The 15,826-nt window shown below is 72.1% G+C and carries 14 protein-coding genes; 11 read left to right on the forward strand and 3 right to left on the reverse strand.

What is annotated here, in order from left to right; translation table 11 throughout:
- Positions 1-170: 170 nt before the first annotated feature.
- Together IE096_RS11625 and glgB are read left to right on the forward strand one after the other, a co-directional pair.
- Positions 171-1,544: a maltokinase N-terminal cap-like domain-containing protein gene (locus IE096_RS11625; protein WP_189451348.1), complete on the forward strand. Its 1,374-nt coding sequence runs from the start codon at positions 171-173 to the stop codon at positions 1,542-1,544.
- A gap of 160 nt (positions 1,545-1,704) precedes the next feature.
- Positions 1,705-3,900, forward strand: coding sequence for a 1,4-alpha-glucan branching enzyme (gene glgB, locus IE096_RS11630; RefSeq protein WP_189451762.1), 2,196 nt, complete (start codon positions 1,705-1,707; stop codon positions 3,898-3,900).
- Between the two features lie 3 nt (positions 3,901-3,903).
- Here the strand turns inward: glgB and IE096_RS11635 are convergent, their stop codons facing one another.
- Positions 3,904-4,668, reverse strand: a complete 765-nt coding sequence (locus IE096_RS11635; RefSeq protein WP_189451349.1) for a helix-turn-helix domain-containing protein — start codon at positions 4,666-4,668, stop codon at positions 3,904-3,906.
- A gap of 226 nt (positions 4,669-4,894) precedes the next feature.
- On the opposite strand from IE096_RS11635, the gene IE096_RS11640 reads away from it, so the two are divergent.
- From IE096_RS11640 to IE096_RS11655, 4 genes are all read left to right on the forward strand, one after another.
- On the forward strand, positions 4,895-5,566 hold the full coding sequence (locus IE096_RS11640) for a DUF4097 family beta strand repeat-containing protein (RefSeq protein ID WP_189451350.1): 672 nt from the start codon (positions 4,895-4,897) through the stop codon (positions 5,564-5,566).
- Positions 5,567-5,597: 31 nt separating this feature from the next.
- A complete protein-coding gene (locus IE096_RS11645) occupies positions 5,598-6,668 on the forward strand; it encodes a serine hydrolase domain-containing protein (protein WP_189451351.1) in 1,071 nt (356 codons plus the stop codon).
- A 63-nt stretch (positions 6,669-6,731) separates the two neighbouring features.
- A complete protein-coding gene (locus tag IE096_RS11650; protein ID WP_189451352.1) occupies positions 6,732-7,967 on the forward strand; it encodes a serine hydrolase domain-containing protein in 1,236 nt (411 codons plus the stop codon).
- Positions 7,968-8,022: 55 nt separating this feature from the next.
- Entirely contained in the window at positions 8,023-8,835 is an 813-nt protein-coding gene (locus tag IE096_RS11655) for a TauD/TfdA family dioxygenase (RefSeq protein ID WP_189451353.1), read from the forward strand.
- 6 nt (positions 8,836-8,841) lie between these two features.
- Here IE096_RS11655 and IE096_RS11660 read toward each other — a convergent pair whose 3' ends face one another.
- The gene (locus tag IE096_RS11660) at positions 8,842-9,258 is read right to left on the reverse strand and encodes a DUF397 domain-containing protein (protein WP_229820156.1); all 417 of its coding nucleotides are present in this window, start codon (positions 9,256-9,258) and stop codon (positions 8,842-8,844) included.
- Between IE096_RS11660 and IE096_RS31420 the strand changes: the two genes are divergently transcribed.
- The gene (locus IE096_RS31420) at positions 9,158-9,385 is read left to right on the forward strand and encodes an ATP-binding protein (RefSeq protein WP_229820174.1); all 228 of its coding nucleotides are present in this window, start codon (positions 9,158-9,160) and stop codon (positions 9,383-9,385) included. The two genes, IE096_RS11660 and IE096_RS31420, sit on opposite strands and share 101 nt — an antisense overlap.
- 187 nt (positions 9,386-9,572) lie before the next feature.
- Here IE096_RS31420 and IE096_RS11665 read toward each other — a convergent pair whose 3' ends face one another.
- Entirely contained in the window at positions 9,573-10,943 is a 1,371-nt protein-coding gene (locus tag IE096_RS11665; protein WP_189451355.1) for a cation:dicarboxylate symporter family transporter, read from the reverse strand.
- Between the two features lie 135 nt (positions 10,944-11,078).
- On the opposite strand from IE096_RS11665, the gene IE096_RS11670 reads away from it, so the two are divergent.
- From IE096_RS11670 to IE096_RS11685, 4 genes are all read left to right on the forward strand, one after another.
- Complete coding sequence (locus tag IE096_RS11670; RefSeq protein ID WP_189451356.1) at positions 11,079-12,725, forward strand: sensor histidine kinase; 1,647 nt, start codon at positions 11,079-11,081, stop codon at positions 12,723-12,725.
- A complete protein-coding gene (locus IE096_RS11675; RefSeq protein WP_189451357.1) occupies positions 12,722-13,453 on the forward strand; it encodes a response regulator in 732 nt (243 codons plus the stop codon). The genes IE096_RS11670 and IE096_RS11675 overlap by 4 nt, the downstream gene beginning before the upstream one ends.
- A gap of 78 nt (positions 13,454-13,531) precedes the next feature.
- A complete protein-coding gene (locus IE096_RS11680; protein WP_189451358.1) occupies positions 13,532-14,896 on the forward strand; it encodes an extracellular solute-binding protein in 1,365 nt (454 codons plus the stop codon).
- Positions 14,893-15,759, forward strand: a complete 867-nt coding sequence (locus IE096_RS11685; RefSeq protein WP_189451359.1) for a carbohydrate ABC transporter permease — start codon at positions 14,893-14,895, stop codon at positions 15,757-15,759. The genes IE096_RS11680 and IE096_RS11685 overlap by 4 nt, the downstream gene beginning before the upstream one ends.
- Positions 15,760-15,826 lie beyond the last annotated feature (67 nt).

A 15,826-nucleotide genomic window follows, 5' to 3' on the forward strand; every position in this document is an offset into this window, starting at 1 on the left:
AGGGCCCGTCCGCCCCACCCCGGCCCCGACGCACCCCGCCCCGGCCCACCCCCGACGCACCCCGCAAGCGAAAGCGCACCCGCAACCGGTCCCGCACCATACCCTGGTCAAAGCCGTAATCCGGGACACTTTGCCCATCCGTCGTGTGCCCCGGGGAAAGGACGCGACGCATGTCGGAAGCCGCACCGCTGCTCGCCTCGCTCGCCCCCCTGCTCACGGAATGGCTGCCCCGCCAGCGCTGGTTCGCCGGCAAGGGCCGCCCCATCGACGGCCTCACGCCCGTGGCGACGACGGAACTCACCCCGAACCTCCTGCACCTGCTCGTACAAGTACGAGCACGAGCACAAACACACCACCCCACCCGCACCCAGAACGACTGCTACCAACTACTCCTCGGCATCCAGGACGTCCTCCCACCCCACCTCTCCCCCGCCCTGATCGGCCGCCCGACGGACGGCCCCCTGCGCGGCCGCACCGTCTACGAGGGCCTGGCCGACCCCCGCCTCGCGACGCTCCTCCTGGAGCGCCTACGCGTCCCGGGCCGCCTGGGTCCCCTCCGTTTCAGCCGCGAACCGGACGCGGAGATCGCACCGAACCTGACGCCCCGCCTCCTCGGCGCCGAACAGTCCAACTCCTCGGCGGTCTACGGCGAAACGTATATCCTCAAGCTCTTCCGTCGCGTGGGCCCCGGCACCAACCCCGATCTCGAACTGCCGCGCGCACTCGCGAAGACCGGCTGCACCCGCGTCCCGGCACCGGCGGCCTGGTTCGAGGCGGAGCTCCCCGGCACGATGCCCATGACCCTCGGCGTGCTGCAGCCCTTCCTGGCCGGCTCGGCCGACGGCTGGCAACTGGCGCTGGGCGCCCTCTCCGTCCAGGCCGACTTCACCGCTTCCGCGCGCGCCCTCGGCCACGCCGTCGCCGAGGTGCACCTGGCCCTGGCCGAGGCGCTGCCCACGACCGCCCTGGACCGCCCCCAGCTGGAGCGGCTCGCCGCCGCGATGACGCGGCGCCTGGAGGTGACGGCGGAGGCCGTCCCGGCACTGCGCCCGTACCGGTCGGCGCTGCGCGACGCCTACGACGAACTGGCGGCGCTGGGCCGGGACGGGCGGACCCGCCGGGCCCAGCGCGTCCACGGCGACCTCCACCTCGGCCAGGCGCTGCGCACGGCCTCGGACGGCCGCTGGTCGCTGATCGACTTCGAGGGGGAGCCGGCCCGCCCGCTGGCGGAGCGGTGCCGTCCGCAGCCGGTCGCGCAGGACATCGCCGGGATGCTGCGCTCCTTCGACTACGCGGCGGCGGTGGGCCGAGCGACCGGCACGGACTGGGCCGAGCGCTCCCGGGCCGCGTTCTGCGAGGGCTACGCGACCGTCCACGAGGACCCGCGCGAGGACCCCGGGCTGCTACGGGCGCACGAGACGGACAAGGCCGTCTACGAGGTGCTCTACGAGGCCCGGCACCGCCCCGACTGGCTGTCCGTGCCGATGTCCGCGATCCACCGCCTGGCCGGAGGCCACCGTGTGACCGGCGTCCACGCCCCTTGACCCGTACGCCCCCGTACGCCCGTACGCCCCGTACGCCCCCGGAGGACCACCTGTGACAGCGCGACCGCCGATCCCGGCAACGTTCCTGCCGGCGCCGACCCCCAAGACCACACCCACACCGACGAAGCCACCCACAAAACTCCTCACGCAGGGAAGCGGCATCCGCCCCGCACCCCCCCTGCACGAATTCACCCGCGCCCGCCTCCTCCAGGGCACCCACCACGACCCGCACAGCGTGCTGGGCGCGCACCACGTGCCGGGCGGGATCGTCGTGCGCGCCCTGCGCCCGTGGGCGAAGGGCGTCGCGGTGGTGGCCAAGGGCCTGCGCGCGGAGCTCATCGACGAGGGCGACGGCCTGTTCGCCGCGATCCTGCCCCTCCGCGAGATCCCCAAGGACCACCGTCTCCTCGTCACGTACGAGGACACGGAAGTGACCCTGGACGACCCGTACCGCTTCCTCCCCGCGCTCGGGGAGCTGGATCTCCACCTCATCGGGGAGGGCCGGCACGAGGAGCTGTGGCGGGCGCTGGGCGCCCGTCCGATGACGCACGAGGGCGTGGCGGGCACCCGGTTCACGGTGTGGGCGCCGAACGCCCTGGGCGTACGGGTGGTGGGCGACTTCAACGTGTGGGACGGCACGGTCCACCCGATGCGCTCGCTGGGCGGGACGGGAGTGTGGGAGCTGTTCCTCCCGGGCGTCGCGGAAGGCGCGCTGTACAAATTCGAGCTCACCCGCCCCGACGGCTCGCGCACGCTGCGCGCGGACCCGATGGCGCGGCGCACCGAGGTGCCGCCCGCGAACGCGTCGATCGTGGAGACGTCGCACCACGTGTGGCGGGACGCGGACTGGATGGCGCGGCGGGGCGCACGCCCCGTCCACGAGGCGCCGTTCTCGGTCTACGAGGTGCACCTCCCCTCCTGGCGCCCGGGGCTCACCTACCGGCAGCTGGCCGAGCAACTGCCCGCCTACGTCAAGGACCTCGGCTTCACGCACGTGGAGCTGATGCCGGTGGCCGAGCACCCCTTCGGGGGCTCGTGGGGCTACCAGGTGACGGGTTTCTACGCGCCCACGGCCCGCCTGGGCACCCCCGACGACTTCAAGCACCTCATCGACTCCCTCCACCGGGCCGGCATCGGCGTGCTCATGGACTGGGTGCCGGCGCACTTCCCGAGGGACGACTGGGCGCTGGCGGAGTTCGACGGCCGGCCGCTGTACGAGCACCAGGACCCGGCCCGGGCCGCCCACCCGGACTGGGGGACCCTGGAGTTCGACTACGGCCGCAAGGAGGTGCGCAACTTCCTGGTGGCGAACGCGGTCTACTGGTGCGAGGAGTTCCACATCGACGGGCTGCGCGTGGACGCCGTCGCGTCCATGCTCTACCTGGACTACTCGCGGGAGCCGGGCCAGTGGACGCCGAACGAGCACGGCGGCCGGGAGAACCTCGACGCGGTGGCGTTCCTCCAGGAGATGAACGCGACGGTGTACCGCCGCTGCCCGGGCGTGGTGACGGTCGCCGAGGAGTCCACCGCCTGGGACGGCGTCACGCGCGCCACCCACCACACGGGCCCGGGGGGCTTCGGCGGGCTGGGCTTCGGCCTGAAGTGGAACATGGGGTGGATGCACGACTCGCTGGAGTACATGACGAAGGAGCCGGTGCACCGCAGGTACCACCACGGTGACATGACCTTCGCGATGGTCTACGCGTACAGCGAGAACTACGTCCTGCCGATCTCGCACGACGAGGTGGTGCACGGCAAGCGGTCGCTGGTCTCGAAGATGCCGGGCGACTGGTGGCAGCAGCGCGCGAACCACCGGGCGTTCCTCGGTTTCATGTGGGCCCACCCGGGCAAGCAACTCCTCTTCATGGGCCAGGAGTTCGCGCAGGGCGCGGAGTGGTCCGAGGCCCACGGCCCCGACTGGTGGCTGCTGGACCCCTCGTACTCCGCCGAGGCCGACCACCGTGGTGTGCGGGACCTCGTCCGCGACCTCAACGCCCACTACCGGGCGACCCCGGCGCTGTGGCAGCGGGACACCGTGCCGGAGGGCTTCGAGTGGATCGTCGGCGACGCGGCGGACGACAACGTCCTGGCGTTCGTCCGCTACGACGCGCAGGGCTCGCCGCTGCTGGCGGTCTGCAACTTCTCCCCGGTGGTCCGGCACGGCTACCGCCTGGGCGTCCCGCCCGGCGAACCGGTGTGGCACGAGGTCCTCAACACCGACGCCGCCGGCTACGGCGGCAGCGGCGTCGGCAACCCCGACCCGCTGAAGGCGGAGCCGACGGCGTGGCACGGGCGGCGCGTGAGCGTGGTGGCGGTACTGCCGCCGCTGGCGACGGTGTGGCTGCGGCCGGGGTAGGGCTCAGACCGAGGGGTCCGGAGCGGGATCCGGAGCGGGGTCGGGCGCGGCGGAAGGGTCGGGCGCGGCGTAGAGGACCTCGCGGGCCTGTTCCGCCGCGCGGATGATGCTCTCGCCGACGAAGTCGACGAAGCGGGCGATGTTCTCGAGCCGGACGGCGGCCGGGGTGTCGGGACCGAGGATGCCGACGCCCTGCCGCGCGGTCTCGGCGAGCTGGGCGTTGGCCTTGGCGCTGGCGATCATCGCCTGGTACCAGAGCTCGTTGTCGACGATGTAGCGCTCGCGGCGGCGTTCGTCGCGCTCGCGGCGAATGAGGTCCCGGCTCTCCAGGAACGTGATCGCCTTGGAGACGGACGCAGGGCTTACCTGGAGGCGCCGGCCGAGTTCGGACGCGGTGAGGCTGCCCGCGTCGGTGGTGTAGAGGCAGGTCAGCACCCGGGCCATCATCTTGGGCAGGCCCGACTGCATGAGGAGCGTGGTGAACGCCTCCTCGTACTCGCGCACCGCCTCGGCGTCGCGCCCGTACTCCCGCGAGGGCGCCCGCTCCCCCCGGGGCGCGGGCTGCCTGCGCCGGTGGGCACGGCGTTCGGTGGCGCGGTGGGCCAGGTCGGCGCGGTAGTCGGTGGGGCCGCCGTTGCGCATCACCTCGCGCGTGACCGTCGAGGTGGGCCGGTCGAGACGCCGGGCGATCTCCGCGTAGGCGAGCCCGTCGGCCAGCCCGAGCGCGATCTGCTGGCGTTCCTGCTGGGTGAGTCTGCCTCCGGGCACCGGGGTCTCCTTCGTGCGTCCTTGATGGGACCAGCGTAGCGTTCGATCCACCCTCATTGCAACGATCGACGAGAAGGACGTTGCATTGAATTCATCGCCGTTGCAACGATTTCCAGCCTCTGACCTGCACTGATGACGACTGCACGCAACGAGCTCATTGCCGCGCCGACAAACGCAACGTAGCTTTTCCTGCATCGGAAACAACGACCGACCACAGGAGAGCACGATGCGAAAGTTCGACACCCCCGCCCCCGTCTCGGCCGTCCTCGACGTCCCCGCCGGCCACATCCGGTTCATCGCCGCCGACCGGGCCGACACCACGGTCGAGGTCCTGCCCCTGGACGCCTCGAAGGGCCGCGACGTGAAGGCGGCGGAGGAGACCCGGGTCGCGTACGACGACGGCGTCCTGCGGATCGAGGCCCCGGAGGCGAAGAACCGGGTCCTCGGCAACTCCGGCTCCATCGAGGTCACCGTCCAGGTGCCCGCCGGCTCCCGCGTCGAGGCGAAGGCGGCCAGCGCCGAGTTCCGGGGCGTCGGACGGCTCGGCGACGTCGCCTTCGAGAGCGCGCACGGCTCGGTCAAGCTCGACGAGACGGCGAGCGCCCACCTCGCCCTCCTCGCGGGCGACGTCTCGGTCGGCCGCCTGGGCGGCCCGGCGGAGATCACCACTCAGAAGGGCGACCTCCGCGTCGCCGAGGCCGTGCGCGGCGCGGTCACGCTGCGCACCGAGCACGGCCGGATCTCGGTCGGCGCCGCCCGGGGCGTCTCCGCCTCCCTGGACGCGGGCACCGGCTACGGCCGGATCCACAACACGCTCAAGAACGCCGAAGGCGCCGCCGCCGGCCTGACCATCCACGCGACCACCGCCTACGGCGACATCACCGCCCACAGCCTCTGATCAACCCCTTGATGAATGAGGAGCACCTTTCATGACCGACAGGCCCGAACTACCGAAAGCCCTCCAGGAGTTCGTCGATTCCGGCTTCGCCGGGATCCAGATGCGCGTGCACGACGAGCGGGGCGAATGGGTCGGCAGCGCCGGGGTGCGCGAGCTGGGCAGGAGCGCCGAACCGCCGACGGACGGGCGGTTCTGGACGGGCAGCTCCACCAAGACGTTCACGGCGACGCTGGTGCTGCGCCTGGTGGCCGACGGCAGACTCGGGCTCGACGCCCCGGTCGCCGACCACCTGCCCGAACTCGCGCTGGACCGGCGGATCACCGCGCGGATGCTGCTGCAGCACACCAGCGGGTTGTTCAACTACACCGGCGAGTACTACGCCGACGGGACGTTCGCGCCGGGGATACCCGCCACGGGCAAGGAGTGGGTGGACAACCGGTTCCACACCTACCGGCCCGAGGAACTGATTCGGCTGGCGCTGTCCAAGCCGGCACGGTTCGAGCCGGGGACGGACTGGAGCTACTCCAACACCAACTACACCCTCGCCCAGTTGCTGGTCGAGCAGGTCTCCGGCCGCCCTTACGCCGAGGAGATGCGGCGACGAATCCTCCGGCCGCTCGGCCTGCACGACACCGTGGTGCCGGGCGCCTCACCCGACCTCCCCGGGCCGCACGCCCACGGCTACTACCGCTACCAGGACGGCGGTGAGTGGAAGGTCGCCGACGTGACCCGTCAGAACCTCTCCCTGCTGCCCGCCGCCGGCGACATGGTCTCGACCACGGCGGATCTCCACACCTTCTTCTCCGCGCTGATGCGCGGCAAGCTCCTGCCGGCCCCGCTCCTGGCCGAGATGCGCACGCCGCACCCCAAGAGCGGCGACCTTCACTACGGCCTCGGCCTGTTCGTCCAGGACCTCGGCCCGGACGGCGGCACCGTCTACCACCACAACGGCAGCCCGCCCGGCGGCTACGGGTCGCTCATGTACAGCACGCCCGACGGCGGCAGGACGCTCACCGCGTCGGTGACGACCGGGGAAGCCGCGATCGACCCGGCACGGGAGTTCCCGAAGGCGCTGGACCGGCTCGTCAGGGCGGTGTTCTAGCCAGCTCCCGCAGCGTGCCGGCGAAAGCCTTCAGATCAAGCAGCGTTCACAAGGAGATTCACGATGGGAAAAGGCACTGACGGCTTCTCCGAAGCAGGGCTGCGCAGGTTGCGCGAGGTCCTGGCACGGCATGTGGAGTCCGGGAGGATACCCGGGCTCGTCGCCCTGGTCAGCCGTGGCGAGGAGACCCACGTCGAGGCGATCGGGACGATGCGCCACGAGGGCGGCGCGCCGATGCGCCGGGACACCATCTTCCGCATGGCCTCGACGACCAAGCCCGTCGCCGTCGCCGCGACGATGGTCCTGCTGGACGAGTGCCGGCTGCGGCTGGACGACCCGGTGGACCCGTGGCTGCCCGAACTCGCCGACCGGCGCGTGCTGAAGCGGGCCGACGGCCCGCTGGACGACACCGTGCCGGCGCGGCGCCCGATCACCGTGCGGGACCTGCTCACCTCCACGTTCGGGCTCGGCCTGGACACGACGGCGATGGGCTCGCCGATGATGCGGGAGCTCTTCGCGCGGAAGGTCTACGGCGAGAACGGATGGCTGCTGCCGGCGGTGGAGCCGGACGAGTGGATGCGCCGCCTGGGCACGCTCCCGCTCATGTACCAGCCCGGAGAACGGTGGCTGTACAACGTCGGCGACGACGTCCTCGGTGTGCTCGTCGCCCGGGTCACCGGCCAGTCCTTCGAGGCGTTCCTGCGCGAGCGCGTCTTCGCTCCGCTGGGCATGAAGGACACCGGCTTCCACGTGCCCGCCGACAAGATCGACCGGCTGCCGCCCCTGTACTCCCCCGATCCGCGGACCGGGGAGTTCCACGTGGAGGACGAGGCGGCCGGGGGCCACCACAGCCGGCCCCCGGCGTTCCAGTCCGGCGGCGGCGGACTCGACTCCACCGTCGACGACTACCACGCGTACTTCCGGATGCTGCTCAACGGCGGTGTGCACGGCACCGAACGGATCCTGTCCCGCCCCGCGGTCGAGCTGATGACCGGCAACCGCCTCCCGGCCGAGCAGCTCGCCGCCCGGGAAGCCCTGGCGCGCAACCTCGTCCACATGTCATACGGCCAGGGGCAGCAGGGCGGCTGGGGCTTCGGGATGACGGTCCGCACCTATCGCGGCGACTACGCGCCCATCGGCCAGTTCGGCTGGGACGGCGGAGCGGGTACGACGACGTACGCCGACCCGCACAACGGGCTCGTCGGCATCCTGCTCACCCAGACCGGGATGTCCACGCCGGACTCGGCGCGGGCCATCCACGACTTCTGGACGACGCTCTACCAGGCGATCGACGACTGACCGCCGACGCGGGTACGGGCTTGTCGGCGGACAACCGCCGCGGAACGATGAGCGGATGACCCAGCCCGCCCCGGTCGAAGCGCTCACGGCATGGAACGGACCCACCCTCGACGAGTCGGACTGGCTGCTCCCGCTGCCACCCGGCCGCTCGCCCGCCCTGGCGGATCTGGCCGCGCGTGTCACCCATCGCCTGCGGTACGGCCTCGGATTCACCGTGATCCGGGGCTGGCCGGTGGACGGACGCACCGACCAGGAGTGCGCCGCCATGTGCCGGCGACTCGCCGCCTCGCTGGGCACCCCGAGACCGGCGGACGCCGGCGGGTTCGTCACCGTGGCCGACAACGCGGGGCTGGGCAGGACCAACCTCGCCCTGCCCCCGCACACCGACCGGACCCCGGCCCCCCATCCGCCAAGGCTGATGGGGCTGCTGTGCGTGCGACAGGCGGCCCAAGGCGGGGACACGCTACTGGTCAGCGGCCATACCGTGCACAACCGGCTGCTCACCGACCACCCCTGGGCCCTGCCGCGCCTCTACCAGGACTTCCACTTCGGCCGGGGAAACGGCTTCGACCGGCTCCGCCCCGTCTTCCGGCGCCATGGCGCCGACCTGCGCGTGCATTACAACAGGCGCGGGATCGAACTCGCCCAGCGGGAGGCCGGGGCGCCCCTGACCCCCGGCGAGCGGGCGGTCCTCGACGCGGTGGACCGGATGCTGTCCGACCGTCGCACGGTCCTTCGCATTCCCCTGCGCCCAGGAGACCTGCTCTGGCTGGACAACACCGTCGTACTGCACGGCCGCACCGCCTTCACCGACCCGCCCGCCCCGCACGGCCGTCGCTGCCTCGCCCGTGTGTGGGTGGACGACTGAGCTCCGTCAACCGGTCGCCTTCAGAACGGCCAGGAGCGCCCGCAGGCGGGGCGGGGTCGTCGCGACGACGGTGGTGGGGGCGTCGCTCTCGCGGAGGGCGACACGGTCGCCGCGCCTGCGGAGTTCGACGCAGTCGTCTCGGTAGCTCGAGAACGACGACTTCTGCCACTCGATGAACGCCGCGACGCTCCGGCCACGGGTCTGTAAGACCGTTGCCGGCGCGTCGCTCTCGCGTATGGCTATGCGGCCGTCGAAGCGGGCCAGCTCGACGAGTTGCCTTCCGAGTCGGTCGAGAACGACGACTTGCGCCAGTTGGTATCCGGTGTACGGCGACCGGGTCGTCGTCGCCGTACGCGACGACGACCCCGTGCGGCGGCCGTACCGCCGACAGGGACAGGCCGCCGCGGGCGACGAGCGCGGCAGGGGCCTGGCGCTCGTGCGCGACCTCGCGTCCGCCTCCGGCGTGACGCTGGTGTGGGACGAGCTCGATGTCGTCGGCAAGCAGGTGTGGTTCGAACTCCGCGAGACCGACGGCGGCGGCCCCGCGTGAGCGAGGAGAGGGTCGACGCCGACGCGGCGGGGGGAGGGTGGGGGGTGGGGTCTGCCCCGGGCGGGGCCGGGGCCCTCCTCCCGCCGCGACGGCGGGGAACCCCCACGGCGCGGCCCGGCGGTGCCGTTCCGGGCCCGGGGGCCGCCGGTGGGGAGTGGCGGCCACGCCGTGGGGGTGGTCTGAGTGGTCAGGCGGCCGCGACGGCCCCCTGCGCTGATGGCGCCGCGCCGTGTCCGGCGTCGGCCGCCAGGGAGGTCTCCTCGAAGGGGAGCCTTCCCGCGAGCACCTCGCGGGCGCGGGCGGTGTCGATCTCCTTCGTCCACGTGCCGACGAGGACGGTCGCCACCGCGTTGCCCGCGAAGTTGGTCATGGCGCGGGCCTCGCTCATGAAGCGGTCGATGCCGACGATCAGGCCGACGCCGTCCACGAGCTCGGGCCGGTGGGACTGGAGGCCGCCCGCCAGGGTGGCGAGGCCGGCGCCCGTCACTCCCGCCGCGCCCTTCGAGGCGACGATCATGAAGAGCAGCAGGGAGACCTGCTGGCTCAGAGACAGCGGATTCCCCATCGCCTCGGCCACGAAAAGCGAGGACATCGTGAGGTAGATGGCCGTCCCGTCGAGGTTGAAGGAGTACCCCGTCGGCACCGTGATGCCGACCACCGGCTTGCTGACGCCCAGGTGCTCCATCTTCGCGATCAGGCGCGGGAGCGCCGATTCCGACGAGGACGTCGACAGGATCAGCAGGAACTCCCGCCCCAGGTACTTCAGCAGGGCGAAGACGTTCACCCCCGCCACCAGCCGCAGCAGGCTCCCGAGCACCACGACCACGAAGATCAGGCACGTCACGTAGAAGCCGAGCATGATGACGGCCAGGGACTTCAGCGCGTCCATGCCCGTCGCCCCGACCAGCGCGGCGATCGCGCCGAACGCGCCCACCGGCGCCGCCCACATGATCATGGCGAGGATCCGGAAGACCAGCTTCTGGATGTGCCCGATCCCCCGCAGCACCGGCTCGCCCATCGGGCCCATGGCCTGGAGCGCGAAGCCCGTGAGCAGCGCCACCAGCAGCGTCTGGAGCACCTGGCCGCCCGTGAAGGCGGACACGATCGTGGTCGGGATGATGCCGAGCACGAAGTCCGACGTCGACTCGTGTGCGGCGCCCTTGGCCTGGGCCTCGCCCGCGTGCCGGAGGGTGTCCGTGAGGTGCAGCCCGCTGCCCGGCTCCAGGAGGTTGCCGACGACGAGGCCGATGGCCAGGGCCACCGTGGACATCAGCAGGAAGTACCCCAGCGCCAGTCCACCCACCGCGCCGACCTTGGCGGCCTTCCGCACGGACCCGATGCCGAGCACGATCGTGCAGAAGACGACGGGCGCGATCATCATCTTGATGAGGTTGACGAAGCCCGTGCCCAGCGGCTTGAGCTCCACCGCCACACCCGGCGCGGCGAAACCGACCACCACGCCGACGAGCACCGCGCCGATCACCGCGAGGTACAGGTAGTGCGACCGGTCCCGATGGGCGGGTGGTGGTGGGGGTGGCTGCGCTGTCTCGGTGCTCACGGTGGGCTCCTCAAAGGGTGATCGTGGGGTTCTCCCGAGGAAAGTGGGGTCCCGGAGACTATGCACGGCCCTGTGACGGTGGTCACCCTTATGTGCATTACGTTCACGAACCGGCCAACAGGCACACTGTCGGCCATGCGCACACCTCGCATCCGCCTCCCCCACAGCCTGGCCGGCCGGCTCTTCGCGACCCAGATCGCGCTGGTCGCCGCCGTGGTGGCCGGGTGCGCGGTCTTCGCGTACCTGGCCGACCGCGACCAGGCCGAGGAGTCCGCCCGCCGCCAGGTGACCGCGGCCGCCGTCGCCGTCGCCGCCTCCCCCGCCGTACAGACGGCCGTACGGGAGCGGGACCCGGCCGTCCGCCTCCAGCCGTACGCCGAGCAGGTCCGCCGGGACACGGGCGTCGACTTCGTGACGATCATGAGCCCCGACGGCGTCCGCTGGACCCACCCCGATCCGCTCCGCATCGGCGAGCGCTACCTCGGCCACACCGAGCCCGCCCTCGAAGGCCATACGTTCTCGGAGACGTACACGGGCACCCTCGGCCCGTCCGTGCGGACCGTCGCGCCCGTGCGGGACGAGGACGGCCGGGTGGCCGGGCTGGTCAGCGCGGGCATCACCGTCGACGCGATCAGCGCCCAGGTCCGCGACCAGGTCCTGGTGTTCCTCGGGGTGGCCCTGACCGTGCTGGCGTTCGGCGGCGCCGGGACGTACCTGCTGATCGCCCGGCTGCGCCGGGACACCCACGGCATGAACGCCGCCGAGCTCGCCCGGATGCGCGACTACCACGAGGCCGCGCTGCGCGCGGTCCGCGAGGGGCTGCTGATGCTCGACGGAAGGCACCGGGTGGCCCTCGTCAACGACGGCGGCCGGGAACTCCTCGGTCTGCGCGGGGACGTCATCGGCCTGCCCGTCACCGAGCTGGGGCTGCCGCCGTCGTTGACGGAGGCCCTGCTCGCCGCCGGGCCGCGCGTGGACGAGGTGCACCTGACCGACGAACGGGTCGTCGTCCTCAACACCTCGCCGGTGGCCGGCGGTGAGCGGCACGGCACGGTCGTGACCCTGCGCGACCACACCGAACTCCAGGCGCTCTCCGGCGAGCTGGACTCCGTGCGCGGCTTCGCCGAGGCGCTGCGCTCGCAGGCGCACGAGGCGGCGAACCGGCTGCACGCCGTCGTCTCGCTCATCGAACTGGGCCGCGCGGACGAGGCCGTGGAATTCGCCACGGCGGAACTCGAGCTCGCCCAGGCCCTGACCGACCGGGTCGTCGCCGCCGTGGCCGAGCCCGTGCTCGCCGCGCTGCTGCTGGGCAAGGCCGCCCAGGCCAACGAGCACGGCGTGGAGCTCGTCCTCACCGACGACAGCCACGTGGACGACGGGCTGCTGCCCCCCGACCTGTCCGCCCGCGACCTGGTGACGATGCTGGGCAACCTGATCGACAACGCGGTGGACGCCTCGTGCGCGAGCGGCGCCCGCCCGCCCCGGGTCACCGTCACGGTCCGGGCGGACGGCGCCGAACTCCTCCTGCGCGTCGCCGACACGGGCCCCGGCGTACCGCCGGAGGCGGCCGACGAGATCTTCCGCCGCGGCTGGTCGACGAAGACGACACCGCCCGGCGGCGAAACCCCTGGGGGCCGTGGTCTCGGTCTCGCCCTCGTCCGCCAGGCCGCCCGCCGCAACGCCGGCACCGTCGCCCTGGCCGACGCCCCCGACGGCGGGGCCGAGTTCACCGTCCGGCTGCCGCTCCAGCACGTCCGCACCACCGAAGGAGTCCCCGTATGACCACCGTGAGACCGACGGGTCCGGACGTTCCCACGAACGCCCCGCAGGCGATCCGTGTGCTGATCGTCGAGGACGACCCCGTCGCCGCCGACGCGCACGCGCTGTACGTGGGCCGGGTGCCGGGGTTCACGGTCGCGGGGGTGACCCACTCGCGCGGGGACGCCTCGCAGTTCCTCAAGCGGACGCCGGTCGACCTGCTGCTGCTCGACATGTACCTCCCCGACGGCCACGGCCTGCAGCTCCTGCGGTCGCTGCGCGCCGCCGGGCACACGGCGGACGTCATCGCGGTGACGTCCGCGCGCGACCTCGCGGTCGTCCGGGAGGGCGTCTCGCTGGGCGTCGTCCAGTACGTGCTCAAGCCCTTCACCTTCGCCACCCTCCGCGACCGCCTCACCCGGTACGCGGAGTTCCGCGCCGCCGCGGGCGAGGCGAGCGGCCAGGAGGAGGTGGACCGCGCCCTCGCCGCCCTGCGCGCCCCGCAGCCCGCCGCGCTGCCGAAGGGGCTGGCCGGGGACACCCTCCAGGCGGTCATCGACAACGTCCGGGCGGCCGGTTCGGCGGGGGTCTCCTCGGGCGGGACCGCCACCGCCGTGGGCGTCTCGCGGATCACGGCCCGGCGCTATCTGGAGCACCTCGTGGACACCGGCCGTGCCGTCCGCGCCCCGCAGTACGGGCAGATCGGCCGGCCCGAACTGCGCTACCGCTGGCTGACGTCCACGCCACGCTGAAAGGGTTCCGCGGGGCGGCCCGGGGAACGCAGTACTCGACGAACGCAGCACTCGACAGGTGCCGTAGGAGGTCGAGCCGTGCGCCCCACCACCCCCGTACGCCTCATCGCCCTCACCGCTCTCGCCGCCACTTCCGTGGTGGCGTGCGGGAGCGGTTCCGGCGACGACGACCCGGACACGGTCAAGGTCGCCTACCAGCGCAGCACGGACAACAAGGTCCGGATCATGGATACCTACCTCGCCATGATCAAGAGGCGGTTCGAGCAGGAGAACCCCGGGAAGAAGCTGCGGCTGCTGCCCGTCCAGGCCTCGCTGGAGGACTACTACGCCAAGATCCAGCAGATGATGCGGTCCGCGAAGACCGCCCCGGACGTCGTCCGCGAGGACACCTTCCTCATCAACTCCGACATCACCAGCGGCTATCTGAGACCCCTGGACGACAAGCTGGCCGACTGGAAGGACTGGGACCGCTTCGTGCCGGCCGCGAAGGCGTCCGCGCGGGGCGTGGACGGGAAGACGTACGGGGTGCCCGACGGCACCGACACCCGCGCCCTGTGGTTCAACAAGGAGATCTTCGCCAAGGCCGGGCTCCCCACCGACTGGCGGCCCCGGACCTGGAACGACGTCCTCGACGCCGCCCGCGCCGTCAAGCGCGCCGTCCCCGGCGTCGTCCCCCTCAACGTCTACACCGGCAAGGGCGCCGGCGAGGCCGCGACGATGCAGGGCTTCGAGATGCTGCTGTACGGCACGGGCCCGGACCCGCTGTACGTACCGGCGAGCAGGAAATGGGTCGCGGGAAGCAAGGGCTTCCGCGACTCCCTGGAATTCGTCCGCACCGTCTACGCCGAGAAGCTCGGCCCGGAGCCGTCCGACGCGCTCGACCCCAACATCTCCACCCATGTCGCCACCGACTGGCTCCCCGCCGGCAAGCTCGCCATCGACCTCGACGGGAACTGGCTCGGCAAGTACTGGATCGACTCCGGCGCGAAGCCCTGGCCCCGCTGGACGGCGGTCATGGGCCGTACCGCCTTCCCCACCCAGGACGGCCGCGACCCGGGCCGGGTGAGCCTCTCCGGCGGCTGGACGTGGTCGATCGGCGCCAAGTCGGCGAAGGCGGACCTGGCCTGGCGGGCCATCGCGTTCCTGCAGACGCCGGACAACGCGACGGAGTGGACCGTGCGCGACGGCCAGATCGCCGTCCGGGACGACGTGGCCGCCTCCGCGAGGTACCGCTCGTCCATGCCGGGCATCGGTTTCTTCACCGACCTGGTCAAGGACAGCCACTGGCGGCCCGCGCTGCCCGTCTACCCCCGGGTGTCGAACGCCATTCAGGAGGCCATGGAGTCCGTCACGACGGGCGACGCCGACGCGACGAAGGCGGCGCGGGGCTACGACGAACGGCTGCGGTCGATCGTGGGCGGGGCGGGTGTGACGACGCGATGACCTCACCCACGCGACGGGTGGCGCGCTGGCTCCCCCTCGCCCCGGCCACCACCCTCCTGATCCTCTTCCTGGCGGGCCCGGTCGCGTACTGCGTGTGGCTCGCCTTCACCGACACCCAGCTGACGGGCCAGGCCACCGCGTCCTTCGTCGGACTGGCCAACTTCCGCCGGGCGTTCGGGGATCCGGACTTCCTCAACGCGGTGGTGCTGACACTGGTCTTCACCGTGGTTTCCTCCCTTCTCGGGCAGAACTCGCTGGGATTCGCGCTGGCCGCTCTGATGCGGCATGCGTCGAAGGCCGTCCGGACGGCGACGGGCACGGTCGTGGTCGCGGCCTGGGTCGTGCCGGAGATCGTCGCGGGTTTCCTGCTGTACACGTTCTTCAACCGGCGCGGCACGCTCAACGCGGTGCTGGAACTGCTCCATCTCCCGCAGCAGAACTGGCTGTTCACACTGCCGATCCTGGCGGTGTCGTTCGCGAACGTCTGGCGCGGCACGGCGTTCTCGATGCTGGTCTACTCGGCGGCGCTGGCGGAGATCCCGCAGGACGTGACGGAGGCGGCGGAGGTCGACGGCGCGCGCGGCCTCCGCCGCCTCTGGCACATCACCCTGCCGCTGCTGCGGCGCTCGATCGGCACGAACCTCATGCTCAACACCTTGCAGACGCTGTCGGTGTTCGGCCTGATCTGGGCGATGACGCGCGGCGGCCCGGGGAACCGCAGCCAGACGCTGCCGGTGTTCATGTACGACCAGGCGTTCCTGAAGTCGCTGATCGGCTACGGCACGGCGGTGGCGCTGTTGCTGCTGGTGGTGGGGGCGTTGTTCGCGACGGTGTACGTGCGGCTGCTGCGGGAGGACGTCTAGGCCGTCCGGCGGATCACGCAGTGCCCCGTAAGGGGCGCCGTGGTGGCGCGGGACGAAGATCCGCCGG

Source organism: Streptomyces abikoensis (assembly GCF_014648775.1).
Taxonomy (GTDB): domain Bacteria; phylum Actinomycetota; class Actinomycetes; order Streptomycetales; family Streptomycetaceae; genus Streptomyces; species Streptomyces abikoensis.

What these genes read in the sequence shown, in the direction of transcription:
- IE096_RS11640 (WP_189451350.1), top strand. Translation starts at nt 4,895, where the DNA reads ATGCGAAAGTTCGACACCCCCGCCCCCGTCTCGGCCGTCCTCGACGTC.
- IE096_RS11675 (WP_189451357.1), top strand. Translation starts at nt 12,722, where the DNA reads ATGACCACCGTGAGACCGACGGGTCCGGACGTTCCCACGAACGCCCCG.
- IE096_RS11625 (WP_189451348.1), top strand. Translation starts at nt 171, where the DNA reads ATGTCGGAAGCCGCACCGCTGCTCGCCTCGCTCGCCCCCCTGCTCACG.
- IE096_RS11655 (WP_189451353.1), top strand. Translation starts at nt 8,023, where the DNA reads ATGACCCAGCCCGCCCCGGTCGAAGCGCTCACGGCATGGAACGGACCC.
- IE096_RS11645 (WP_189451351.1), top strand. Translation starts at nt 5,598, where the DNA reads ATGACCGACAGGCCCGAACTACCGAAAGCCCTCCAGGAGTTCGTCGAT.
- IE096_RS11650 (WP_189451352.1), top strand. Translation starts at nt 6,732, where the DNA reads ATGGGAAAAGGCACTGACGGCTTCTCCGAAGCAGGGCTGCGCAGGTTG.
- IE096_RS11685 (WP_189451359.1), top strand. Translation starts at nt 14,893, where the DNA reads ATGACCTCACCCACGCGACGGGTGGCGCGCTGGCTCCCCCTCGCCCCG.
- IE096_RS11670 (WP_189451356.1), top strand. Translation starts at nt 11,079, where the DNA reads ATGCGCACACCTCGCATCCGCCTCCCCCACAGCCTGGCCGGCCGGCTC.